At 73.4% G+C, this 21,928-nt stretch carries 23 protein-coding genes; 12 read left to right on the top strand and 11 right to left on the bottom strand.

Annotated elements, in window-relative coordinates:
* Positions 1–123: 123 nt before the first annotated feature.
* The 3 genes from AC07DI_RS21305 to AC07DI_RS21295 all read left to right on the top strand — a co-directional run bounded on the left by AC07DI_RS21305 (position 124) and on the right by AC07DI_RS21295 (position 5,285).
* Entirely contained in the window at positions 124–3,114 is a 2,991-nt protein-coding gene (locus tag AC07DI_RS21305; protein WP_478905652.1) for a DEAD/DEAH box helicase, read from the top strand.
* Entirely contained in the window at positions 3,111–4,709 is a 1,599-nt protein-coding gene (locus AC07DI_RS21300) for an SWIM zinc finger family protein (protein ID WP_478905651.1), read from the top strand. The genes AC07DI_RS21305 and AC07DI_RS21300 overlap by 4 nt, the downstream gene beginning before the upstream one ends.
* A 141-nt stretch (positions 4,710–4,850) precedes the next feature.
* The gene (locus tag AC07DI_RS21295; protein WP_478905650.1) at positions 4,851–5,285 is read left to right on the top strand and encodes a hypothetical protein; all 435 of its coding nucleotides are present in this window, start codon (positions 4,851–4,853) and stop codon (positions 5,283–5,285) included.
* A 77-nt stretch (positions 5,286–5,362) separates the two neighbouring features.
* Here the strand turns inward: AC07DI_RS21295 and AC07DI_RS21290 are convergent, their stop codons facing one another.
* The 3 genes from AC07DI_RS21290 to AC07DI_RS21280 form a co-directional block, all read right to left on the bottom strand.
* The gene (locus tag AC07DI_RS21290) at positions 5,363–5,854 is read right to left on the bottom strand and encodes a DUF3574 domain-containing protein (protein ID WP_478905649.1); all 492 of its coding nucleotides are present in this window, start codon (positions 5,852–5,854) and stop codon (positions 5,363–5,365) included.
* 172 nt (positions 5,855–6,026) lie between these two features.
* Entirely contained in the window at positions 6,027–6,572 is a 546-nt protein-coding gene (locus tag AC07DI_RS21285; protein WP_478905648.1) for a 2'-5' RNA ligase family protein, read from the bottom strand.
* 4 nt (positions 6,573–6,576) lie between these two features.
* Entirely contained in the window at positions 6,577–7,143 is a 567-nt protein-coding gene (locus AC07DI_RS21280) for a nitrobindin family protein (protein WP_478905647.1), read from the bottom strand.
* A 358-nt stretch (positions 7,144–7,501) separates the two neighbouring features.
* Here AC07DI_RS21280 and AC07DI_RS21275 point away from each other — a divergent pair, with 358 nt between their 5' ends.
* Complete coding sequence (locus AC07DI_RS21275) at positions 7,502–8,563, top strand: phosphatidylinositol-specific phospholipase C domain-containing protein (RefSeq protein WP_478905646.1); 1,062 nt, start codon at positions 7,502–7,504, stop codon at positions 8,561–8,563.
* Positions 8,564–8,588: 25 nt separating this feature from the next.
* Here the strand turns inward: AC07DI_RS21275 and AC07DI_RS21270 are convergent, their stop codons facing one another.
* Complete coding sequence (locus AC07DI_RS21270) at positions 8,589–9,545, bottom strand: endonuclease/exonuclease/phosphatase family protein (protein WP_478905645.1); 957 nt, start codon at positions 9,543–9,545, stop codon at positions 8,589–8,591.
* A gap of 255 nt (positions 9,546–9,800) precedes the next feature.
* Between AC07DI_RS21270 and AC07DI_RS21265 the strand changes: the two genes are divergently transcribed.
* The 3 genes from AC07DI_RS21265 to AC07DI_RS21255 all read left to right on the top strand — a co-directional run bounded on the left by AC07DI_RS21265 (position 9,801) and on the right by AC07DI_RS21255 (position 12,206).
* On the top strand, positions 9,801–11,099 hold the full coding sequence (locus tag AC07DI_RS21265) for a cytochrome P450 family protein (RefSeq protein WP_478905644.1): 1,299 nt from the start codon (positions 9,801–9,803) through the stop codon (positions 11,097–11,099).
* A 90-nt stretch (positions 11,100–11,189) separates the two neighbouring features.
* Positions 11,190–11,873, top strand: coding sequence for a DUF899 domain-containing protein (locus tag AC07DI_RS21260; RefSeq protein WP_478905643.1), 684 nt, complete (start codon positions 11,190–11,192; stop codon positions 11,871–11,873).
* Positions 11,874–12,011: 138 nt separating this feature from the next.
* Positions 12,012–12,206: a hypothetical protein gene (locus tag AC07DI_RS21255; RefSeq protein ID WP_478905772.1), complete on the top strand. Its 195-nt coding sequence runs from the start codon at positions 12,012–12,014 to the stop codon at positions 12,204–12,206.
* Positions 12,207–12,271: 65 nt separating this feature from the next.
* Here the strand turns inward: AC07DI_RS21255 and AC07DI_RS21250 are convergent, their stop codons facing one another.
* Together AC07DI_RS21250 and AC07DI_RS21245 are read right to left on the bottom strand one after the other, a co-directional pair.
* Complete coding sequence (locus tag AC07DI_RS21250) at positions 12,272–12,697, bottom strand: hypothetical protein (RefSeq protein WP_478905642.1); 426 nt, start codon at positions 12,695–12,697, stop codon at positions 12,272–12,274.
* 132 nt (positions 12,698–12,829) lie between these two features.
* A complete protein-coding gene (locus AC07DI_RS21245) occupies positions 12,830–13,312 on the bottom strand; it encodes an ATP-binding protein (RefSeq protein ID WP_384258632.1) in 483 nt (160 codons plus the stop codon).
* Between the two features lie 157 nt (positions 13,313–13,469).
* On the opposite strand from AC07DI_RS21245, the gene AC07DI_RS21240 reads away from it, so the two are divergent.
* Together AC07DI_RS21240 and AC07DI_RS21235 are read left to right on the top strand one after the other, a co-directional pair.
* Positions 13,470–14,330 carry a helix-turn-helix domain-containing protein gene (locus tag AC07DI_RS21240; protein WP_478905641.1) on the top strand — a complete coding sequence of 287 codons (861 nt, stop codon included), beginning with the start codon at positions 13,470–13,472 and terminating at the stop codon, positions 14,328–14,330.
* 1 nt (position 14,331) lies between these two features.
* Positions 14,332–14,652 (top strand): DUF397 domain-containing protein, encoded by a 321-nt coding sequence (locus AC07DI_RS21235; RefSeq protein ID WP_384258637.1) that lies wholly within the window; start codon positions 14,332–14,334, stop codon positions 14,650–14,652.
* Positions 14,653–14,702: 50 nt separating this feature from the next.
* Here AC07DI_RS21235 and AC07DI_RS21230 read toward each other — a convergent pair whose 3' ends face one another.
* A complete protein-coding gene (locus AC07DI_RS21230; RefSeq protein WP_384258639.1) occupies positions 14,703–15,182 on the bottom strand; it encodes an anthrone oxygenase family protein in 480 nt (159 codons plus the stop codon).
* A 175-nt stretch (positions 15,183–15,357) separates the two neighbouring features.
* Here AC07DI_RS21230 and AC07DI_RS21225 point away from each other — a divergent pair, with 175 nt between their 5' ends.
* A complete protein-coding gene (locus AC07DI_RS21225) occupies positions 15,358–16,017 on the top strand; it encodes a nucleoside/nucleotide kinase family protein (protein ID WP_478905640.1) in 660 nt (219 codons plus the stop codon).
* Positions 16,018–16,148: 131 nt separating this feature from the next.
* Positions 16,149–16,583, top strand: a complete 435-nt coding sequence (locus AC07DI_RS21220) for a CBS domain-containing protein (protein WP_384258643.1) — start codon at positions 16,149–16,151, stop codon at positions 16,581–16,583.
* A gap of 43 nt (positions 16,584–16,626) precedes the next feature.
* On the opposite strand, the gene corA is transcribed toward AC07DI_RS21220, so the two are convergent.
* From corA to AC07DI_RS21205, 3 genes are all read right to left on the bottom strand, one after another.
* Positions 16,627–17,772, bottom strand: a complete 1,146-nt coding sequence (corA, locus tag AC07DI_RS21215; protein ID WP_478905639.1) for a magnesium/cobalt transporter CorA — start codon at positions 17,770–17,772, stop codon at positions 16,627–16,629.
* 108 nt (positions 17,773–17,880) lie between these two features.
* On the bottom strand, positions 17,881–18,921 hold the full coding sequence (locus tag AC07DI_RS21210; RefSeq protein WP_478905638.1) for a carbohydrate kinase family protein: 1,041 nt from the start codon (positions 18,919–18,921) through the stop codon (positions 17,881–17,883).
* Between the two features lie 77 nt (positions 18,922–18,998).
* The gene (locus tag AC07DI_RS21205; RefSeq protein ID WP_478905637.1) at positions 18,999–19,907 is read right to left on the bottom strand and encodes a pseudouridine-5'-phosphate glycosidase; all 909 of its coding nucleotides are present in this window, start codon (positions 19,905–19,907) and stop codon (positions 18,999–19,001) included.
* 137 nt (positions 19,908–20,044) lie between these two features.
* On the opposite strand from AC07DI_RS21205, the gene AC07DI_RS21200 reads away from it, so the two are divergent.
* Entirely contained in the window at positions 20,045–20,410 is a 366-nt protein-coding gene (locus AC07DI_RS21200) for a cupin domain-containing protein (protein WP_478905636.1), read from the top strand.
* 231 nt (positions 20,411–20,641) lie between these two features.
* Here AC07DI_RS21200 and AC07DI_RS21195 read toward each other — a convergent pair whose 3' ends face one another.
* A complete protein-coding gene (locus AC07DI_RS21195; protein ID WP_478905635.1) occupies positions 20,642–21,904 on the bottom strand; it encodes an MFS transporter in 1,263 nt (420 codons plus the stop codon).
* Between the last annotated feature and the right edge of the window lie 24 nt (positions 21,905–21,928).

Raw genomic sequence — 21,928 nt, 5'->3', positions numbered from 1 at the left:
CCGTCGCCGGGGGCTTCGTGGGGGGCTCGATGTGGTTGCCCCGGCGTTGTCAGTGGTCTCGCCTAGGGTGGCGAGCGTGGGGACAGGTGGCGTGAGCTGGGGCTCGGTGAGGCGGCGGTGGTGATGACGGCGGAGACGGCGACGGGCGCGCGAGCGGCGGACGGGACGGGCGCCGACGACGCCTTCCTCGTACGCTCCTGCGCCGCCGTCTTCCTCCCGGCGGAGGCGCCCCAGGAGGGCCGGATGGCCTTCTGGCGCCCGGGTCCGGACAGTGGTGACCTTCCGGAGCGGGCGGGCCCTGCCGGTGTACGCGGTGACCTCGTCGTCGCCCGAAAGCACGGCAAGGGCGCCCGTAGGCGGACGGTTCCCGCGCTGTTCCTGCCGGTCGCCGAGGCCGTGCCGCTGCTGCTGCGCGCCGAGCGTCCGCAACCGGCCGCGGCCTGCTGGGGTGCGGCCGCCCGCCATGCGCTGCACCTGGCGGCGCGGGGCAGACTGCTGCCCGGCCTGACCGCGTGCGACCTGGACGCGTGGCGGGCGGGACCGCTGGACGAGGCCGATGTGGCGCACCTGCGGGCCATCGCCGCGGCGCTGCCCGCCGAGGCCCACGCGACACCCTTGCCCGGCCCCGGACCGCTGCGGCTGCCGCAGCCGTTCGCCCTGGTCAGAGCCTTCGTCGACGCGGTGGTCGACGCGCTGCCGCGCACCCCGGCCGCGGCGTACGCGGTGGGCGCGCCCTTCGCCGCACGCGAGCCGCGGCGGCTGCCGGGAGCGCGGGAGTGGGCGGCCGAGGTCGCGGCCGGAATGGACGCCGGGGTACGGGTGTCGCTGCGGCTCGACCTGCGGGCGCACGAGGTGTTCGACGGGGGAGAGGGCTTCGCAGGCTCCGCGGGGGAATCGGCGGACAGCGAGGACGAAGGCCCCGCCGAGGCCGTCCCCCGCACCGCCGTCCCCCGCACCGCCGTCCCCCGCACCGCCGTCGCCAGCCCGGCCGCCGCCGTCGTCCAGGTGCACAGCCTCGCCGATCCGGCGCTCGTCACGGACGTGCCGGGCCTCTGGGCGGGCGCCGACCACTTCGGCCCGCGCGCCCGCGTCGACACCCTGCTCGCGCTGCGCCGCGCCGCCCGCGTATGGCCGCCGCTCGGCAGGCTCCTTGAGCGGCCGCGGCCCGACGTGCTGCCGCTGAGCGAGGAGGAGTTGTACGACCTGCTCGGCGCGGCGGCAGGCCGGCTCGCCGCGGCCGGGGTGGCCGTCCACTGGCCGAGGGAGCTCACCCGCGGCCTCACCGCGACCGCCGTGGTCCGCCCGGCCCCCGGCACCGCCGCCGACAACTTCGACTTCTTCAAGACCGAACAGCTCCTGGAGTTCCGCTGGCAGGTGGCGTTCGGCGACCAGGACGCGCCGCTGACCGACGCGGAACTCGACGTGCTCGCGGAGGCGCACCGCCCCGTCGTCCGCCTCCGGGACCAATGGGTCCTGGTCGACCCCGAGCTCGTCCGCAAGGCACGCAAGCGCGACCTCGGCCTACTCGATCCCGTGGACGCCCTGTCGGTCGCGCTCACCGGCGCGGCCGAGGTGGACGGCGAGCAGGTGCCCGCCGTCCCCGTCGGCGCCCTGGCCCGACTGCGCGAGCGCGTGACGGGCGACCTCGACACGGTCGCCCAGCCGCCCGGCCTGCACGCCACCCTGCGCGACTACCAGCTCAGGGGCCTGGCCTGGCTGGACCGCATGACGTCGCTGGGCCTCGGCGGCTGCCTCGCCGACGACATGGGCCTCGGCAAGACGATCACGCTGATCGCCCTGCACCTCCACCGGGCACACCCCGCGCCGACGCTCGTGGTCTGCCCCGCCTCGCTCCTCGGCAACTGGCAGCGGGAGGTCGAGCGCTTCGCGCCCGGCGTGCCGGTACGCCGCTTCCACGGCCCGGGCCGCACCCTCGCGGGCCTGGACGCCGACGGCGGCTTCGTCCTCACCACGTACGCGACGATGCGCGCGAGCGCCACCGAACTGGCCGGTCAGCGCTGGGGCCTTGTCGTCGCGGACGAGGCGCAGCACGTCAAGAACCCGCACGCGGCGACGGCGAAGGCCCTGCGCACGATCCCGTCCCCGGCGCGGGTCGCGCTCACCGGCACCCCCGTGGAGAACAACCTCTCCGAGCTGTGGGCCCTGCTCGACTGGACGACCCCGGGCCTGCTCGGCCCCCTGAAGGCGTTCCGCGCCCGGCACGCGCGGCTGGTCGAGGGCGGCGACCCCGCGGGGGACGGTGCGAACGACGAGGCGCTGGACCGCCTCGCCCGGCTGGTGCGCCCCTTCCTCCTGCGCCGCAAGAAGTCCGACCCGGGGATCGCCCCGGAGCTCCCGCCGAAGACGGAGACGGACCACCCCGTCACCCTCACCCGCGAACAGACCTCCCTCTACGAGGCGGTGGTGCGCGAGACGCTGGCCCGCATCGAGGCGTCGGACGGCATGGCGCGCCGGGGCCTGGTCATGAAGCTCCTGATGGCGCTGAAGCAGATCTGCAACCACCCGGCGCAGTACCTGAAGGACGGCGCGCTGACGACGCGGACGGGCCGCCCCCGCTCGGGAAAGCTGGAGCTCCTCGACGAGCTCCTCGACACGATCCTCGCGGAGTCGGAGAGCGCGGGCGCGGTCCTGGTCTTCACGCAGTACGTGGAGATGGCGCGCCTCATCGAGGCGCACCTGTCGTCCCGCGGCATCGGGTCCCAGCTCCTGCACGGCGGCACGCCCGTCGCACGGCGCGAGGAGATGGTGGACCGCTTCCAGTCGGGCGAGGTCCCGGTCTTCCTCCTCTCCCTGAAGGCGGCGGGCACGGGCCTGAACCTGACCCGGGCGGGCCACGTGATCCACTACGACCGCTGGTGGAACCCGGCGGTCGAGGAGCAGGCCACCGACCGCGCGTACCGGATCGGCCAGACGCAGCCGGTCCAGGTCCACCGCCTGGTCACCGAGGGCACGGTCGAGGACCGCATCGCCGAACTCCTCGCCGCGAAGCAGGCGCTGGCCGACGCGGTGCTCGGCGAGGGCGGCGAGTCGGCGTTCACGGAACTGTCGGACGCGCAGCTGGCGGACCTGGTGGCGCTGAGGAGGACGGCGTGAAGGGGAGCAGCGGTGGGCCGGGCGGCGGGGCCCGTGCGGGCGGTGGCCCCGGTCCCGGCGCCGGTTCCGGGGTGCGGCGGGGCGGTGGTCTCGGCTGGGCCAGTGGGATGAGTGAGACGAGCCGCATGGGCAGCGGCCGCGTCTTCCCCGCCCTGCCGGCGTACCCCGATCCGGCCACCCCCTTCGCCACCTCCTGGTGGGGCAACGCGTGGATCGACGCGCTGGAGGAGAGCGCCCTGGACCCGGCCCGCCTGGCCCGCGGCCGTACGTACGCGCGCGAGGGCGCGGTCGACACGATCACCGTGGCGCCGGGGCGCATCGTCGCGTACGTCCACGGCAGCCGCCCCCGCCCCTACCGCGCGGAGATCCGCCTGCGGACGATGCTGCCCGAGCACTGGGACCGCTTCCTCGACGCGGTCGCCACCGACCCCGCGCGCATCGCGGCCCTGCTCGACAAGGAGATGCCGCACGCCCTGGCCGACGCGGCGACCCGGGCGGACGTCCCGCTCCTGCCCGGCGCCCGCGAACTGGCCCCCTCCTGCACCTGCCCGGACCGCGGGCACCCCTGCAAGCACGCGGCAGCCCTGGCCTACCAGACGGCACGCCTCCTGGACGCCGACCCGTTCGTACTCCTGCTGCTGCGGGGCGGCGAGGAACAGGACCTGCTGGACGAGCTGGCGCACAGGAACGCGCGCATGTCGGCGGCGGAGGAGCACCAGGCGGTCCGGCGACTGACATCACCCCGCGACACACCGTCACCCGGCGACACACCGTCACCCGGCGACACACCCTCACCCGGTGACGCCCCGCCCCGCGGTGACGCCTCATCACCCCGCGACACACCGTCGCCGCCGCCGGAGGGCCCGGCCTCGAAGGGCGCCCCCGTGTCGTCAGCCATTCCCGCCGCACAACCCGCCCAGCCTCCCCACAACGGCCCCGCCCAGGACGGTGGCCCCGCCCTCCCCGGCGTCCCGGCCGGCGAGGCCCTGGCCACGGAGTACCGCTCACCGCTTCCGGCCCCGCTCCCCGCGCCGCCCCGGCCCGGCGACCCCCCGGTCCTGCCGTCCCTCCCCGGCGCCCCGGACCCGACGGCCCTGGAATTCCTGGTCACGGACGCGGCGGCCCGCGCCCACGCCTTCCTCACCACCGGCACCGACCCGTTCACGGCCACGTCCCCCTGGCACGACGCGGTCCGCCTCGCGGCCTCGCACCCCGGCCTCACGGGCCGCCGCACGTTCAGCCGCCAATTCGCCGGGCTGGCCAGGTCGGTGGGGAGCAACCCCGCCGACCTCTCCAGGGCGGCGGCGGCCTGGCGCCAGGGCGGCGAGGAGGGCCTTGCGGTCCTGGAGGCCCCCTGGGACCCACCGGCAGGACCCTTCGACCGGGCCCGGGGAGCCCTGGTCGCGGCGGACCTCCCCCGCATGACGATCCACCGCAACCACCTCACGAACGCGGAGGGCACGCTCCAGCTCCGCTACGGCAGAGACGGCCGCTGGTACCCGTACGAGAGCGAGCCGGGCGCGGACGACTGGTGGCCCGAGGGCGAAGCGGACGCGGACCCGGTGGGGGCGTTGACGGGCATGGCGGAGACGTAGCGAGCGAAGGCGCGGCGAGGGAGGCGGCCGACCGCCGGTGAACCGTCGGTGGCCCGCGCTACGGTGAAGGCCCCCGGACGCGTGGCGGACGCGGGGACGAAGCAGGGAAGAAGCGGGGACGCGAGGAAGGGGAGGCGGTCTGTGGACGCTGAGTTGGCGGCGCTCGCGGCGACCGGTGCGACGGCGCTCGTGCAGCAGATGGTGACCGACGGATGGACGCAGGCGCGGGACCGGATCGCCGGGTTCTTCTCGCGCGGCAGGGGCGGCGAGGAGGACGTCCTCGCCGGAGAGCTGGAGGAGGCGCGTGCCGAGCTCGTCGCCGCGTGCGACGCCGGGGACGAGGAGACCGCGGACGATGTGCGGACGGAGTGGCGTTCACGGCTCCGCCGCAGGCTCGCGGCGGACCCGGCGGCGGCTGCCGAACTGCGCGCGCTGCTTGACGAGTTGGCACCCTCGCCCGCTCCGGACGCGCAGCCGGGCAGCGTCACGTACAACAACACCATCAGCGGCGGCACGTATCACGCCACGGTGATCCAGGCCGGGACCGTGCACCACGGCGACAGCCGGAGTCGGTGACGCGGCGGCAGGAACACCCGCTCGCCGCCCCCCACGGCCGATGCGCGCCCGTATCCCCGCTCCGTATCCCCGCGCGATCAGAAGTCGACGCGCGTCCGGTCCTCGACCCGTGCGACCGAGTCCTGCGCGAACGCCTTCTCGTAGTCGCTGCGGATCTCCTCGATCTGGACGTCCCGCCTGTGGGCCTCGGCCGTCGGATACAGCAGGATCAGCTCGTACGAACGCTCGCGCTCGATCGTGCCGTTGGAGTCACGCCACTGCCCGCGGCCGTTCTGGATCGTCAGCCCGTCGGGGAAGCCCGGCGTGACCTCCTTGTCGACGAAGGCCATGAACTGCTTGTCGGTCACCGCGGGACCGCCGTCGGGCCGCTCCGTCCCGAAGAGCAGCCGGGTCTCGATGTAGGGCTTGCCGCGGGGGACGGTCGAGGTGGCGGACGAGGGCGACGGCCGGGACTCGTCGTCCAGCGAGGCGTACGCGGCCGGGGCGCTCGCCGCGAGGACCGCGGTGACGGCACCGGCGACGGCGAGCCGGGTCCTGGAGATGCGGCTGAGGGTACGGGTGCGGGGCATGGAAATCCCTTTCTGCGGGGGGTTCGTGAGCTCTACGGGGCCGCTGGTCGCGAGCGCCCGCCACTCCCTAACGGCCTCGCAACGTAGCCGACACGCACGTCCCCCGTACGGACGTCGTCGTTCCAACGACCGGATGTCGTCCTCGCCGTGACCAACTGGGCCGTTGCCCGCATCAGCCCAACTCGTACGCCGCAAGGTCCCGCCAGGCACCACCCGCACCATCCGTCACGATCAGATGGACCGTGCCCACGTGGCTGGTGAGGGGGAGGTGCGGGGCGAGCTCCGACTCCAGCGCGTCGTACTCGCGTTGCCAGGTGTCCGGGCCCGCGTGGTTCGCGACGGTGAGGTGGGGTGCCAGGGGCGGGTCGAAGATGCCTCGGTAGGGGATGGCTTCCGGCCAGCGGGCCGTGACGGAGTCGGTGAGGGCGCGCAGGGGGGTGTCCGGGGTCGGGGGGAGGTAGAGGAGACCGGGGTAGCGGCGGAATTCCGTGAACCTGAGCGTGAAGGGGGCCTGGGCGGCGAACAGGGTCGTCAGTTCGGCGTGGGTGGACGAGGTGAAGCCGGACGTGTTGAGGAACGGGTAGAGCACCGTCACATGAGCCGGGAAACCCGCCTTCACCAGGGGGTTCGCCTCGGGGATGCGGATGGTCAGGGCCGTGTCGCCCGGGAGGTCGGGCCAGCCGTCGGCGGCCGTGGCGGCTGTGGTCTGGGTGCTCATGGCGTCACGCGTCCGGCGTGCTCACGCCCTCGCGGCGCAGACGGGCCGAGAGGTGGTGCTGCAAGGGCCGGCCCACCGCGGCCATGTCGTGCGTGAACGTGAGCGTGTCATCGTCGGTCAGCGTGTAGCGGCGGCGGGTGGCCGTGACGTCCTTCGCGGTGGGGGTGAGGGCCACCTCGTGGGTGGCGAGGTCGACCGTGCCGTCGGCCGCGGCACCGACCACGATCTCCGCGATGCCGGTGGGCTGGGTGACCAGTGCTTCCACCCGGCCGTCCGGCTGCAGCCGCCACCAGCCGCTCTCCCGGGCCGCGGGACGAAGGGGCGCGTCGTCGGCGTCGAGCAGCCAGGCCCGGGCCTCGTACCGGAGGAAGGGGCGGCCGTCGTGGCTGAACGTGACTTCCTGCGCGTACGCGAAGTCGGCGGGGAGCGTCGGGTACGTGCCCCGGCCCCGGCCGCGCCATGTGCCGAGCAGACCGAGCACCGGCGTGAGCAGCGCGTGCGGTGCGGGGGTCCCGTCCGGGCGGAGGCTGTCCGGGTACGGGTACGGGTGCTCCGGTGCGAGGTCGAACACGGTGAGGGCTCCTGGGGTCGGGGGCGGCGATAGAGCTGTGCGGTGCGAGGGGGCGTGGTGTGGCGTGGTGCCTGAGGCAGCTTAGGGGGCGTGCCCCGCAGGCCGGTGTTCCTGCCCGGAGGGGGCACTAGTGGCCCGCACGGACGAAAGTGGCCCGCACGGACGAAAGTGGCCCGCACGGACGAGAGTGGCCCGCACGGACGAAAGTGGCCCGCACGACGAAAGTACGTGCCTTCCGCCTCCTCCGTCGCTCCCGCGCCCCCTGACGTAAGACGCCGTCTTCCCCCGCGTCACCCGATTCCCTTACGTTTCCCGGGACTTGGGCGGTGCGCGATGGCGTGAGAGGGCGGTGGGCGTGATGGTGCGCAAGGGTGTGAGAGGGCTGCTGGTGGGGGCTCTCGTGGGCTGGGGCGTGCTCGGCGGCGCCGGGGCCGGGGCCTCGGCGGGGCCCCGCGGTGCCGATGACCCGGCGCCGGGCTCGGCCTACTCCGCCACCACCGGCGTCGGCGTCCACAACGCCTACGAGAAGGCGAAGTACCCGTACTTCGCCGACGCCCTCGACTCCGGCGCCGCCATGCTCGAACTCGACGTGTGGACCAACGCGTTCGGCAGCGGATGGCGGGTGTCCCACAGCAACCCCGTCGGCAACGACAACAACTGCGAGAACGCCCAGAGCCCCGCCGAGCTGCGCACCAAGGCGCGCAACCAGAGCCTCGCGGGGTGCCTGAAGGACATGCGCAGCTGGCACGAGGCGCACCCCGGTCACCGTCCGGTCCTCGTGAAGGTCGAGTTGAAGGACGGGTTCCAGGGCAAGCGCGGGCGCGGACCCGCCGACCTGGACGCGCTCCTCACCGGCGTACTCGGCGACGCCGTCTACCGCCCCGGTCAGCTCGCGGCCGGACACACCGGTCTCGACGACGCCGTACGGGACAAGGGCTGGCCGGTCCGCGCCGAGCTCGCGGGCAAGTTCGTGGTCGAGCTGATCCCCGGCACCGTCGAACAGGGCAACCCCGCCGACACCCTCTGGACGGACCGCGAGTACGCCACCCATCTGCGCGACCTCGCCGCCGCCGGCCGCCTCGGCGAGGCCGCGGCCTTCCCCGCCGTGCTCGGGGCGCAGGCGGGCGATCCGCGCGAGCGGTACACGGACGCGTCGATCCGGCCGTGGTTCGTGCTGTTCGACGGGGACGCCGCCGCGTACGCGGGCGGCGCCATCGACACCCGCTGGTACGCCGACCGGCGCTACCTCGTCGTCATGACCGACGCCCACGGCGTCGCCCCGGCCATTGACGGGACGCGGCCGACCGAGGCGCAGGCCAGGGAGCGGGTCGCGCTGCTCGCGAAGAAGCACGCCAGCATCGTCTCCGCCGACTGGTACCCGCTTCCCGGCGTCCTCTCCACCGTGCTGCCACGCGGCTGAACCCACCCATGACGCAGGGGGCGTGTCAAGGCTGGATGGTGATCCACACCGGCGCGTGGTCCGATCCCGCCGCCTCCCTGCGTACCGCCGGATCCCCGTCCGCGACCGAAGGCAGCGCGGTCGCCGCGGCACCCGGCGCGCCCGTGCCCGCGGACCGCACCTGGTCGAGGAGGCCCCGGCTCACGAGGATGTGGTCGATGAGTTCGCGGTGGCCGGCGTGGATGCGGGAGAAGCGCTGTTCGGGCGGGATCAGCGGGGCGACGTCCCACAGCCGCGCCGCGTCGCCCCTGTCCGGGCGGTCGTGGCCCGGCGTGCCGATCTCGGAGCCCGGCGGACCGAGCAGCATCTGCGTCGTCGCCGCGCCGACCTCGTCGTTGAGGTCCCCGACCACCGCGACCCGGTGCTCGCGACCGTCACCCCGCAGCAGCCGGTCGGCGAGCGCGCGCACCACGGTCGCCTCGGCCGTGCGGCGGTACAGGGCGTAGGCGCCGTACCGGGCCCGCTCGCCCTCGTCACGCGGCTGGAAGCGGCCGTCGGGGTACGACAGGAGCTTCGACTTGAGGTGGCAGACGACCACGTCGAAGAGGAACGCCCGCGTCGACACCGTCACCGCGAGGATCCCGCGCCCGGACCGCCCCGTCGTCCGGCCCGCGTCGTCGACCTGCACCGGACGCACCGCTTCCGGGAACCCGGCCTCGTCGGCGACGACGGTCACCGGCAGGCTGGTGAGGAAGCCGACGCGGATGCCGCGGTCGTCCGCGTACCGGGAGAGCGTGACGTGCCAGGTGCCGTCAAGCAGGTCCGCCAGGTCCTCCAGGGCGGCGGGGTCGCCGACCTCCTGCACGCCGAGGACGTTCGGCTTCAGCGCGGTGACCGTCGCGGCGAGCGAGGCCAGTTTCGCCTCGTACGCGGCCTTGTCCCTGGGGCCGAACTCGCCGCCGGGCCGGTAGAGGTTCTCCAGGTTCCACGTGCCGATGATCATGACCGACTCCCTTGTCCGCCCCGTGCCCGCAAGGTCAGCGTGCCCGCTGGAACGGCTCCGCGACAGGGCCGCCGGATGCGCACTCGCACTACCGTGAAGAGATGACGCCGCCTCCCGCGCCCGGCCCCGCCGGACTCATCACGCGCTCGGCGCGCGGTTCGCCTGCGCGAGATGATCCGCGGCGGCGTCACCACCTTCGCCGCGGAGGGCGGGGCGGCCCGGCGGCCGCTCCCGAACGCTCCCTAGGGTTGGCACATGGCGATCACCCCTTTGGGCCCGGGCACCCCTTCAGGCTCGACCAACCCGTCAGGTCCCGCTACCTCTTCAGGCCCGTCCACCCCGTCGGACCCTGTCATCCCTTCGGACCCGCAGCACCAAGACCCCGCCGAGGGCCTCCTCGACGACCCGTACGCCGCGTACGCACGGCTGCGCGACACCGCGCCCGTACACCGCATCACCGGCACCGACGGCAACCCCGCCTGGCTCGTCACCCGGTACGACGACGTGCGCGAGGCGCTCGCGAACCCCCTGCTCTCGCTCGACAAGAGCCACGCGCTGCCCGGGAGTTACCGCGGTTTCGCCCTTCCGCCCGCCCTGGAGGCGAACCTGCTCAACATGGACCCGCCGGACCACACCCGCATCCGCCGCCTGGTCGGCCGGGCCTTCACCCGACGCCGGGTCGAGCGGCTGCGCGCCCCCGTCCGCAGCGCCGCGGACGCCCTCCTCGACGCCGTCGAGCCGCACGGCCGCGCCGACCTGATCTCCGCGTACGCCGCACCGCTGCCGATCACCGTCATCTGCGACCTGCTCGGGGTGCCGGGCGACGCGGGCCGTCTCGACCTGCGGGGCTGGACCGACGCCCTCGTGGCACCCGACCCCGCGCACCCCGAGAAGACCAAGGAAGCGGTCGTCTCCCTGCTCGCCTTCTTCACCGGCCTCCTCGCGGAGAAGCGCCGGAACCCCGCCGACGACCTCCTCTCCGACCTGATCGCCGTGCGGGACGAAGCGGCGGACCGGCTGAGCGAGGACGAGCTGATGTCGCTCGCCTTCCTCATCCTCTTCGCCGGATACGAGAACACCGTCCAGCTCATCGGCAACGCCGTGCTCGCCCTCCTCGACCACCCCGAACAGCTCGCCGCGCTCCGGGACGACCCGGCCAAACTCCCCGCCGCCGTCGAGGAGTTCCAGCGCTACGACGGGCCCGCGCCGCTCTCCATCCGCCGCTTCCCCCTGGCGGACATCACGATCGCGGGCGTCACCGTGCGGGCCGGTGAGACCGTGCTGCTCTCCCTGAACTCGGCCAACCGTGACCCCCGCCGCTTCCCCGACCCCGACCGCCTCGACCTCGGCCGCGACGCCACCGGCCATCTCGCCCTCGGCCACGGCATCCACCACTGCCTCGGCGCACCCCTCGCCAGGCTGGAGACCGCGATCGCGCTCGGCGCCCTCATCGAGCGCTTTCCGCGCATCGCGCTCGGCGTGCCGAGGGACGAGCTCCGGTGGCGGCCCACCATCCGTGCGAGGGGGCTGCTCGAACTCCCGGTGATTCTCTGAAACTTCTTCGCCGGCGAGCGATGAGTTCCGCGAACCCCGCAGGTCCACCCTTCGCAGACGTACGCGCCCGAAGGGTGGAGGAGACACACCATGGGACTTCCGGACATCGTCACGCGCGAGGAGTGGCTCGCCGCGCGTGAGGAGCTGCTGGCCAAGGAGAAGGCCGCCACCCGCGCACGCGACGCGCTCAACGCCGAACGGCGCGGGCTGCCGATGGTCGAGGTCGACAAGGAGTACTACTTCGACGGTTCCGACGGGAAGGCGACGCTGCTCGACCTCTTCGACGGCAAGGACCAACTGATCGTCTACCACTTCATGTTCGCCCCGGAGTGGGACGCGGGATGCCGCAGCTGCTCCGGGTTCCTCGACCAGATCGGGCACCTCGCGCACCTGCGGGCCCGCGGCACGAACTTCGTCGCCGTGTCGCGCGCCCCGTTCACCAAGCTGCTGACCTTCAAGGCCCGCATGGGCTGGACCGTGCCCTGGTACTCGACCAACGGTGGCGACTTCAACTACGACTTCCTGGCCTCCTTCTCCGAGGAGCCCCGGGACGTGCCCGCCGTCAACTGCTTCCTGCGGTACGGCGACCGCGTCTTCCACACGTACGCGACGTTCGCCCGCGGCCTGGACGGCCTCGGCTCCACCACCAGCCTCCTCGACCTCACCGCGCTCGGCCGTCAGGAGGAGTGGGAGCGGCCGGCGGGGCGTGCGTCGGCGCTCGGGGCGCCGGCGGGCAGTGCGCGGGTGCGCTACCACGACGAGTACGAGGACTGACTCGGCCCGAGACCCCGGGAGAACCCTGGGAAATGCCCCGACCGCGTCTCAGTTCGGTCACGTCGCGAGTCCATGACGCCGTTCCGCGCGTTCTCCTTGGTACAGGGAACGAACCGAACGGCACGGGGGACAGGGATGATGATGAACGGACGCATGGTGCTCGAACGATTTCCCGCGGGCGGACCGCGCGGTTCGTGGCCCGCGGAGGAGTTCGCGCGGGCCCGCCGGCAGGAGGGCCAGGACGCGGAGGTCGTGATGGACCTCGCATCGGACACCTTCCTGGTGACGGTGCGAGCCCCTGAGCCCACGGGGGAACTGGCCGCCGTCGCATAGGACTCGGAGGCGCGGGGAAGCGACTCGGAGGTGCGGGGAACCGCCCACCCGGCCGGGCGGAACCTTCACGCGCTGAGGGCCCGGGACCACCCCGGCGTCGTCCCCGTCACCCGGCACAGCGCCAGATACAGCGGAATCGGCGGAGTGTAGGGAACGTCGTCCGCGGGACGGTTGATCAGCACCGGACGGCACTCCGGGTCCCGCACCACCGCTCCCGCCGAATAGGCGACAGGCGCGGGCCACTCCATGGCGACGTCGGAGTCGGCGGGCACGATCCACCACCAGCGCGCCCCGTCCTCGTACACGCATCCCACCCGGGGCAGCCGGGACATCAGACCGGGTCCGAACGCCGCGGGCACCGCCACCGCGTCACGGCCCAGCGGCTCGGTCATGCCCGCGGGCAGATCGAGCCGCGGTGGTGGCGAGGTCGGTGCCGGCCTCCCGGCGCGCTGTCGTTGCCGCGACAGGCGGACCAAGGTGTTCAGATCCAACGGCCGTACCGTACCCGCGCTCACATGCCCCCCGCCCGCATCACTGCCACGTTCGATCGTTCCGTTCCACGCACACGCCCGCGCGCATGCGCCGCTACGTACACACCGCGACGTACGCGACTACGTACACGTCTACGTACATGTCGCTCTCGGCAACTCCGCCCACACCGTGAGCCCGATACCGGGCCCCGCGTCGTGGACGCCCCACGCGCTGCTCACCGCGTCGACAAGAAGCAGTCCCCTCCCGTGCTCCTCGTCGGCCCCCCTGTGTACCGGGCGCGGCATGCCTGACCCGCACCCTTCATCACGTACGGCTATGCGCAGCTTCTCCGGATCTGCGCAGAGCTCGCAGATGATCCGCCTGCTCGCGGTGTGCACCACGGCGTTGGTGACCAGTTCGGAGATAACGAGTGCCGCCGCGTCGCAGGCGTCGTCGTCGCGCACCGCCCACCCGTCCAACTGTTCCAGCATCAGGCGTCTGGCCTGTGCGACGGAGCCGGGACGTGGTGCGAGGGCGAAACTGACGCAGACCTCGGCGTCCTCGGGCCGCGTCTCGGCGAGAACGCCGGGACGGCCTTCGGTGGCTTCGGTTCGTAACGGCGCGGGCGGAGTCACGTTCTCCACTATCGCCCCGCCCAGAACACCTTGGCAAGGGCCACTCTGAAATGTGCACAGTGGCGTGTTCCTCCGTGGCGGCGCATGGCACACTGCTCGCTACAGCCGCGGTGCGGTGTGAGTTGAGGCAACGCGCCAGTCAGGTGGAGGAGCAGACGTGAGCGAACCGCGGTCCGCGCCGACCGTCGGCCAGGTCGTTCTCGGTCGTCGCCTGCAGGATCTGCGCGAGGGCGCGGGCCTCAAGCGCGAGGAGGCCGCGAAGATCCTGCGCGTCGCCCCCGCCACCGTCCGCCGCATGGAGACGGCCGAGGTCGCGCTGAAGATCCCCTATCTCCAACTGCTCCTGAAGTTCTACGGCGTCGCGGACGACGAGGCCGAGGCCTTTGTGATGCTCGCCGAGGAGGCCAACAAGCCCGGCTGGTGGCAGCGGTTCCACGACATCCTGCCGGGCTGGTTCAGCATGTACGTCAGCCTGGAGGGCGCCGCCAGCCTCATCAGGTCCTACGAGCCGCACTTCGTCCCCGGGCTCCTGCAGACCGAGGAGTACGCGCGCGGCGTGATGCGCTCCGGTGCCATCGGCCAGACCCGGCCCGCGGACATCGAGCGTTACGTGGCGCTGCGCATGGAACGCCAGGCGCTGCTCACCCGTGCGGACGCGCCCCGGCTGTGGGTGGTCATGGACGAGACGGCGCTGCGCAGGCCGGTGGGTGAGCCCGAGGTGATGCGGGCCCAGATCGACCGGCTGCTCGAAGCCGCCGAGCTGCCCCATGTCACCCTGCAGGTCGCGACGTTCGCGGCGGGCCCGCACCCGGGCACGTACGGACCGTTCGTGCTCTTCCGCTTCGCCATGGCGGAGCTGCCCGACATGGTCTACAGCGAGTACCTGACCGGCGCCGTCTACCTGGACGCGCGCAAAGAGGTGGCCACCCACCTGGAGGTCATGGACCGCATGGCGGCGCAGGCCGCCACCGCACAACGCACGAAGGAGATCCTCCGGGACCTCCGCAAGGAGCAGTGACATGGACCGACATCGAGCCGGAACGCGCCCCGCCGGTCCGCGTTCACCGGGCGGCCGCGACGACTCGCGAAGCGAGGCCCGCGCCGAATCCCGCATCTACAACGGTATGCCCGCCCGCGACCTCGGTACCGAGGGCTGGCACAAGCCGTGGAGCGGCGGCAACGGCGGCAACTGCCTGGAGGCCATGAAGCTGGCCGATGGCCGCGTCGCGGTGCGCCAGTCCACCGACCCCGACGGTCCCGCGCTGATCTACACGCGTGGAGAGATCACCGCGTTCATCCAGGGGGCGAAGGCCGGGGAGGCGGACTTCCTGCTGTCGTGATCCGGTAAGGGGCCCAACGGCTGACCGCGACCACCGGCCGCGGGGTCCGCTCAGGTCAGGCCGAGGATGAACGACGCCGTCGCGGCGAGTGCGGCGACACCCCGGACGTGGTTCCAGGCCGTCCACTGACGTACGTACGAACGCCAGTACGCGGCGCCCTCCGCGCTCTCCGGGTCGACCTTGGCGAGGGCGTCGTTGCGCGGAATGTTCGCCACCACCGTCACCCCGAACGAGCCGACGAGGTACAGCACGCTGCCGAGCAGCAACTCGACGGTGCCCTCGTCCGGCCAGAGCACGAACGTCACCACGGCGAGCACCGCGCAGAGCCCCGTCGCGCCGAGGAACACGGTCATGAAGGCCGGGGTGACCGCGGCGACGTTGATCCGGTTCATCGCGGCGATGCCCTGGGCCGGGGGCAGCGCCGCGAGGCCGGGCATGACGAAGGTCGAGAAGGCGGCGAACACTCCGGCGGCGAGGCCGCAGGCGAGCGCCCCGAGCACGGTGAGCACGAAGTACGGACCATCGATCATGGCAACTCCCGTGGGGGCGTGAGCGGTGACGACGGGTGGCGCCCGCCGGGCTCCGAGTGATCCTGCAGCGCGGTTCGGCGCACCACAAGTCAATTGCCACCGGCCCGCGAAGGCCATACGCGATCCTCGCGCGCCCATACGCCACCGTCCCGGCCCGCGGGCGCCACCGGGCATCATGGGGCCCGTGCGACTCGAACCGATCACCTGGGAACGGCTGGCCGACACCCTCGCCGACCACCTGCTCCACCTGAAGAGGGCCGACGGCGGCCCCTGGCCGCGGGTGGCCGTCGACGGGGCACCGGTCGGCGGCACGGGCGGCACCGGCGAGCTGGCGCGCCGGGTGGGCGACGCGCTGCGCCTGCGGGGGCGCGACGCGCTCGTGGTCGGTACGGAGGGTTTCCTGCGGCCCGCCTCGCTGCGGTTCGAGTACGGCCGCGAGGACGTGGAGACGTACTACGGCGGATGGTTCGACACCGGTGCGCTGTGGCGCGAGGTTCTCGGGCCGCTCGACCCCGGCGGCACGGGGCGAGTGCTGCCCGATCTCTGGGACCCGGTGGCCGACCGCGCGACCCGCAGTCCGTACGTCCCGCTCGCGCCCGGCGGAACGCTGCTGCTGCACGGGCCGCTGCTCCTCGGCCACTGGTTCCCGTTCGACCTGACCGTGCACGTGCGGCTCTCGCCCGGCGCCCTGCGGCGGCGCACACCGGAGGGCGAGCGGTGGACGCTGCCCGCCTTCGAACGGTACGAGGACGAGGTGGGCCCCGCCGCCGTGGCCGACGTGGTGGTACGGGCGGACGACGCGAGGCACCCGGCGTGGAGCGGGCTGCCGACGTGAGGGCGGGGGGCGGTGCTGGCCGCGGTGGCTGAGGATGCGCCGTGACCAGGGCGCCTGGAGAATGTAGGGGCGCCGGGACCAGCGGTGCCTCCGCGCCGCTTGCGGACACTTCCCGGCACCGGGAGGTAGTGATGACCACCGCCGGAGACATCATGCACCGGGGCGCCCAGTGGATCCCCGAGCACGAGACGCTGGACCGCGCCGCCCAGCTGATGCGCGAACTTGACGTGGGCGCGCTGCCCATCAGCGACGAGAACGAACGGCTCTGCGGCATCCTCACCGACCGCGACATCGTCGTCGGCTGTGTGGCCATGGGACACGACCCGGCCCACATCACCGCGGGCGACCTGGCCAAGGGCACCCCGCGCTGGATCGAGGCGGACGCCGACGTGGGCGAGGTACTCCGCGAGATGCAGGACCATCAGATCCGCCGGCTGCCGGTGATCGAGAACAAGCGGCTGGTCGGCATGATCAGCGAGGCCGACCTGGCCACTCATCTCACCGATGACCAGCTCGCGGGCTGGGTCGAGAGCGTCTACGCGAAGGGCGGCCGGGGCCGGGGCTAGAGCGAATCCCCGGAAGGGGGGCGGGGGCCGGGTGGGGGGCGGATCACAGCCAGCCGTTCCGCCGGAAGCCGCGGTACAGGGCGACACAGGCTGTCGCGATCAACGACATGACGAGCGGATAGCCGAACTGCCAGTGCAGCTCGGGCATGTGGTCGAAGTTCATGCCGTACATGCCGCAGACCATCGTCGGCACCGCGACGACCGCCGCCCACGCGGTGATCTTCCGCATGTCCTCGTTCTGCGCGACGGTCACCTGCGCGAGATGCGCCTGGAGGATCGAGTTCAGCAATTCGTCGAAGGCGGCGATCTGTTCGGTGGCCCGCTTCAGGTGGTCGTCGACGTCCCGGAAGTACGCCTGTATCTGCGGGGCGATGAGCCGCATGGGCTGGGTGGCGAGGATCTGGAGCGGGCGGCCGAGCGGCACCACCGCCCGCTTCAGTTCGAGCAGTTCGCGCTTGAGCTGGTAGATGCGGCCCGGGTCGGTCCGCTGGCCGTCCGGGGCGAACACGTCCGTCTCGACCTGGTCGATGTCCGACTGCACGGCGTCGGTCGCCGCGAGGTAGTCGTCGACGACCTGGTCCGCGATGGCGTGCAGCACCGCGGCGGGTCCCTGGGCGAGCTGTTCGGGGGACGCCTCGAGCTCCTCGCGCAGCGGACCGAGCGAGCCGTGCCGGCCGTGCCGGACCGTGATGACGAACTCCCGGCCGATGAAGACCATGATCTCGCCGGTGTCCACGACCTCGCTGGTCGCGGTCAGTTCGGCGTGTTCCACGTAGCAGACGGTCTTGAACACGGCGAACAGCGTCTGGTCGTACCGCTCCACCTTCGGGCGCTGGTGCGCGTGCACCGCGTCCTCCACCGCGAGCGGGTGCAGGCCGAAGAGGTCGGCGACGTCCGCGAACTCCTCCTCCGTCGGCTCGTGCAGCCCGAGCCAGACGAAGCCGTCACCGCTCTTGCGGACCTGCTCCACCGACTCGACCAGATCGCGGTCCGGCGGCCGGCGCACGCCGTCCCGGTACGTCACGCAGTTCACCACCGACGAGCCCAGCGGGGAGCGGACCGGGTGGCTCAGGTCGACGCGGGCACGGCGCCTGCCCAGGCGTGCCATCTTCCTGAGGCCGCCGACCCCGCGCAGGCCGCCGACCTTGCGCAGGCTTCCGACCCTGCGCAGATTGCCTGCCATCGACATATGGGCTCCTCGCACCGACGACTTGACGTGCCAGTCTGCCAGGACGCCCCGAGGCCGTGCCAAGACCTGTGGGAACGGAATGCTCCGCTCCCGTTGCCCGGGGCCCGTTCACGGGCCGACGCCACGGGTCGGCGGTGTCGCGACGCCAGGGGGCTCCTCCAAAGGCCCTTCCGGTGGCCTGCCGCCGATCACCTCCACCGCCCGCGCCCCCGCCCCGCACCCCTGCGCCGCCGCCTCGCAGAGCCCCGCCCCGTTCAGCCGCGCGGCGAGGAACGCGCCGGTGAACGCGTCGCCCGCCCCCGTCGAGTCGCGCACACGCGCAGGCTCCGCGACGGTGCGGCCGAGCACCTTGCCGTCCCGCGCCACCAACGCCCCCTCGGCGCCCAGCTTGACGACCACCGCAGGGAAGCGGCTGCTGAGCTTCGACGCCGCGTCCGAGGGGTCGGACAGTCCGGTCAGCAGCTCCGCCTCGTCGCGGCTCGGCAGCAGCACGGCTACCCCGTCCACCGTCGAGAGGAACCGCTCCGCGCCCGTCTCCGCGAGGAACCCCGCCGACGCCGGATCCACGGTGACCGGCACCCCACGCGCGCGAGCCGCCGCCAGCGCCGCACGGGCCGCGGCCCGGCTCGGCCCGGCGAAGAACAGGTAGCCGGACAGGTGCAGCAGGGCCGCGCCGTCGAGCAGTTCGGGCGACCAGTCGGCGGGGGAGAGCCGCAGCGAGGCACCGCTGTCCGTGAGGAACGTCCGCTCCGCCCCGGCGCCCTCGTCCACCAGGCAGATCACCGTCCCCGTCGGCGCCCCGGCATCGATGACGAGCCGCGGACGCACACCCGCGCGCGTGAGCGCGGCCTCGTGCCACGCCGCCGCGTCGGCGCCGACCCGGCCGAGGAGCCGTACGTCCGGACAGCCCCAACGCGCCGCCCAGCAGGCAACGTTTGCGCCCGCGCCGCCCGGCACCGTACGGATGACGGCGGCCGTGTCGGTGGCGGGCGTGAGCGCCGTACGGTGCCGGGCCACGATGTCCGTCACGACGTCCCCGACCACCAGCAGCCCGCCCGGACGTACGCGCGTGGGCGTCCCCGCGAAACCGGCCCGCGGACTCGAGACCCGGCCCGGTCCGCCGACGCCCGGCCCGCCGTGGGAGCCCACGGGAGGCACCGTCTCGCGCGGCACCACCCCGCCCGGCCCCTCGCCCGCCCCCGTACTCCCGCCCCCGTCCGCCGCCCTCACCGCCCGGCAGCCCAAGCGCGCGCGATCCGCCCGGCGAGGCGCGCGTTGCCGCGGACCGCCGCGAGGTTCGCCTCCAGGGACGCGCCCCGGGTCCGCCGCACCAACTGCTCCAGCAGGAACGGCGTGATCGCCTGCCCCGTGATGCCCCGCTCCTCGCACTCATCGAGCGCTTCGGCGAGCACGCGCGCGTGGAGGGCGGGATCGAGCTGCTCGTCCCGGGGGACGGGGTTGGCGACGACCAGCGCCGATCCCGGGCCGCCCAGCCCGTCCTGAGCCCGCATCACCTCGGCGGCCTCCCCCGGCGTGCGCAGCGTCCAGTCCACCGGGTGACCGGAGTCGGCGAGGTAGAAGCCCGGAAAGCGGTCGGTGCCGTAGCCCGCCACCGCGACGCCCAGCGTCTCCAGGCGCTCCAGCGTCGCCGCCACATCCAGGATCGACTTCACGCCCGCGCACACCACGGTGATCCTGGTGCGGGCGAGCAGCCCCAGATCGGCGGACTCGTCCTGCGTCAGCGTCCACTGCCGGTGCACCCCGCCGAGCCCGCCCGTGGCGAACACCCGTACGCCCGCACGCGCGGCGAGCAGCGCGGTGGCCGATACCGTCGTCGCCCCGCTCGCGCCCGTCGCGACCGCGAGCGGCAGATCCCGGTGGCCGAGCTTGCGGATGCCGTCCTCGTCCGCGACCCGGGCCAACTGCTCCTTGGCGAGGCCGACATGGGGTATCCCGTCCAGGACGGCGATCGTCGCGGGTACGGCGCCCTCGCCCCGTACGACCGCTTCGAGCTCCTCGGCCACCTGGAGGTTGCGCGGGCGCGGAAGGCCGTGCGCGATGATCGTGGACTCCAGGGCCACCACGGGGCGTCGCTCCGCCACGGCCGTCTGCACCTCGTCGGACACCACCAGCACGGGCCTGCCTCCTGCCTGTCGGTCCTGTTGGTCCATCCTTGGCGGGCCGCGCGCCCCCGCAAACCCCCGGCTGGGCGTGGAGAAGGAGGCCGCCCCCCGCCGAGCCGCCGCCCGACTCCCGGCTAGGGTGACCGGCCATGACCACGAATGATCAAACTGTTGCGTCTTTTGCCGTGCACATTCCGGATGTCGAGCTGGAGGCCGAACCGCTCGAAGCGGAGCAGATCGTCTCCGGTGACCCGATGGTGACCGGCAAGGTGCTGTGGGAGTCCGCCGACGGCAAGCAGCTGCGCGGGATTTGGCAGATCACGCCCGGCGTGGTCACCGACACCGAGGCCAACGAACTCTTCGTGGTCGTCAGCGGCCGTGCCACCGTCGAGGTCGAGGGCGGCGACACCCTGGAGATCGGTCCGGGCGACGCCGCCGTGCTGCGCGAGGGCGACCGCACCACCTGGACCGTGCACGAGACGCTGCGCAAGGCGTACCACATCACCCTGCCCTGACCGCCCGCCCCGGCGTCAGAGCCTGTCTTTGAACCCCCGTCGTCCGCGCGAAGCGCGGGCGCAGCGGTGGATTGGGGCCTCCCCTGCTCGAGCGGAGCCGAGAGCTTGGGGAAGCGTGCGATCGGTGTGCGGAGTTCCAGGTCATGTGGCGGAGCCACCTGTCCTGGGGCTCCGTGCGCCGAGGGCGCGTGCCGGGCGTCGGGGCGCAGACGGGGGTTCAAAGACAGGCTCTCAGGCCTTCGCGACCGCCCTGCGCACCGCGAGCGCGGCCATCGGCAGCAGCAGGCAGACGCCGACGAGGTTGAGCCAGCCGTAGCTCGCCCGCGCCACGATCAGGCCCGCGGCGGCGCCGCCGATGCCCGCCGCCGCGTTCATCGTCAGGTCCGACAGGCCCTGTACGGCGGCCCGGGCGGGCGGCGGCACCGAATCGGTGAGCAGCGCGGAGCCGGAGACCAGGCCCGCGGACCAGCCGAGGCCCAGCAGGAAGAGGCCCGCGGCGGTCTGGGCGTGGCTGGGCCCCGCCGTACCGGCGAGCAGCGCGGCGCAGCACAGGAGGCCCACCGCGAGGCCGATAACGGAGAGCCGGCCGAACCGGTCGGCGAGCCACCCCATCACCGGCGAGAACGCGTACATGCCCGCGATGTGGCCGCTGATGACCAGGCCCACCAGTTGCAGGCTCGCGCCGTGGTGCCCCAGGTCGACCGGGGTCATCACCATGATCGAGACCATCACCGTGTGCGAGGCGGCCACCGTCACCAGGGCGAGCCTGGCCATCGGCGACGCCGCGACCGCGGCGACACCGGCCTTCAGCGAACGGCTCCGCGCGGACCCGCTCTCCTGCGGGGCCAGCGCGCGGGCGGTGAGCAGCGGATCGGGCCGCAGCAGGACCGCCACCACCAGTGCGGCCATCGCGAAGATCCCCGCGGCGAAGAGGAAGGGGCCTGCCTCCTCGGAGAGGGAGGTGCCGGTGAAGACACGGCTGGCGGGCGCGGAGATGTTCGGCCCGAGGACGGAGCCGATGGTGGTGGCCCAGATGATGTGGGAGATGGCGCGCCCGCGCCGGTCGGGCTCGACGAGGTCGGCCGCCGCGAACCGCGCCTGCAGCGTGGCGAGCGAGCCCGCGCCGAAGGCCGCCATGCCGAGCAGCAGCAGGGCGAAGCTCCCGGCGACCGAGGCGAGCACCACGAGCCCCGCGCCCAGTGCGCCGATCACATAGGCGAGAACGAGCCCGGCACGGCGTCCGCGGGCGTTCATCAGCGCGGCGAGCGGCAGCGAGAGCAGGGCCGTGCCTGCCACGGAAGCGGTCGGCGCGAGGCCGGACAGCGCCTCCGTCCCGCTCACGTCGGTCGCGAGGACCGGAGCCAGCGTGATGCCGATCGGCACCCCGAGGCCGCCCAGTATCTGGCCGGCGATCAGCACCGCGTTCGTGCGGAGGCGCAGGGCGGCCAGCGCCTCCGGCGTGGGTATGTCAGGGGCGTCGACGGTCGAGGTCACTGACGCAGTGTGCCAGTGCGTTCC

This window comes from Streptomyces sp. NPDC044106 (genome assembly GCF_056433985.1).
This window is presented reverse-complemented; position numbering and strand designations above follow the sequence as displayed.

Coding starts and splice junctions, on each gene's coding strand:
- AC07DI_RS21305 (WP_478905652.1), top strand. CDS start 124: ATGACGGCGGAGACGGCGACGGGCGCGCGAGCGGCGGACGGGACGGGC.
- AC07DI_RS21290 (WP_478905649.1), bottom strand. CDS start 5,854: ATGCCCCGCACCCGTACCCTCAGCCGCATCTCCAGGACCCGGCTCGCC.
- AC07DI_RS21285 (WP_478905648.1), bottom strand. CDS start 6,572: ATGAGCACCCAGACCACAGCCGCCACGGCCGCCGACGGCTGGCCCGAC.
- AC07DI_RS21275 (WP_478905646.1), top strand. CDS start 7,502: ATGGTGCGCAAGGGTGTGAGAGGGCTGCTGGTGGGGGCTCTCGTGGGC.
- AC07DI_RS21270 (WP_478905645.1), bottom strand. CDS start 9,545: ATGATCATCGGCACGTGGAACCTGGAGAACCTCTACCGGCCCGGCGGC.
- AC07DI_RS21265 (WP_478905644.1), top strand. CDS start 9,801: ATGGCGATCACCCCTTTGGGCCCGGGCACCCCTTCAGGCTCGACCAAC.
- AC07DI_RS21260 (WP_478905643.1), top strand. CDS start 11,190: ATGGGACTTCCGGACATCGTCACGCGCGAGGAGTGGCTCGCCGCGCGT.
- AC07DI_RS21255 (WP_478905772.1), top strand. CDS start 12,012: ATGATGAACGGACGCATGGTGCTCGAACGATTTCCCGCGGGCGGACCG.
- AC07DI_RS21235 (WP_384258637.1), top strand. CDS start 14,332: ATGGACCGACATCGAGCCGGAACGCGCCCCGCCGGTCCGCGTTCACCG.
- AC07DI_RS21230 (WP_384258639.1), bottom strand. CDS start 15,182: ATGATCGATGGTCCGTACTTCGTGCTCACCGTGCTCGGGGCGCTCGCC.
- AC07DI_RS21225 (WP_478905640.1), top strand. CDS start 15,358: ATGGGGCCCGTGCGACTCGAACCGATCACCTGGGAACGGCTGGCCGAC.
- AC07DI_RS21220 (WP_384258643.1), top strand. CDS start 16,149: ATGACCACCGCCGGAGACATCATGCACCGGGGCGCCCAGTGGATCCCC.
- corA (WP_478905639.1), bottom strand. CDS start 17,772: ATGTCGATGGCAGGCAATCTGCGCAGGGTCGGAAGCCTGCGCAAGGTC.
- AC07DI_RS21200 (WP_478905636.1), top strand. CDS start 20,045: ATGACCACGAATGATCAAACTGTTGCGTCTTTTGCCGTGCACATTCCG.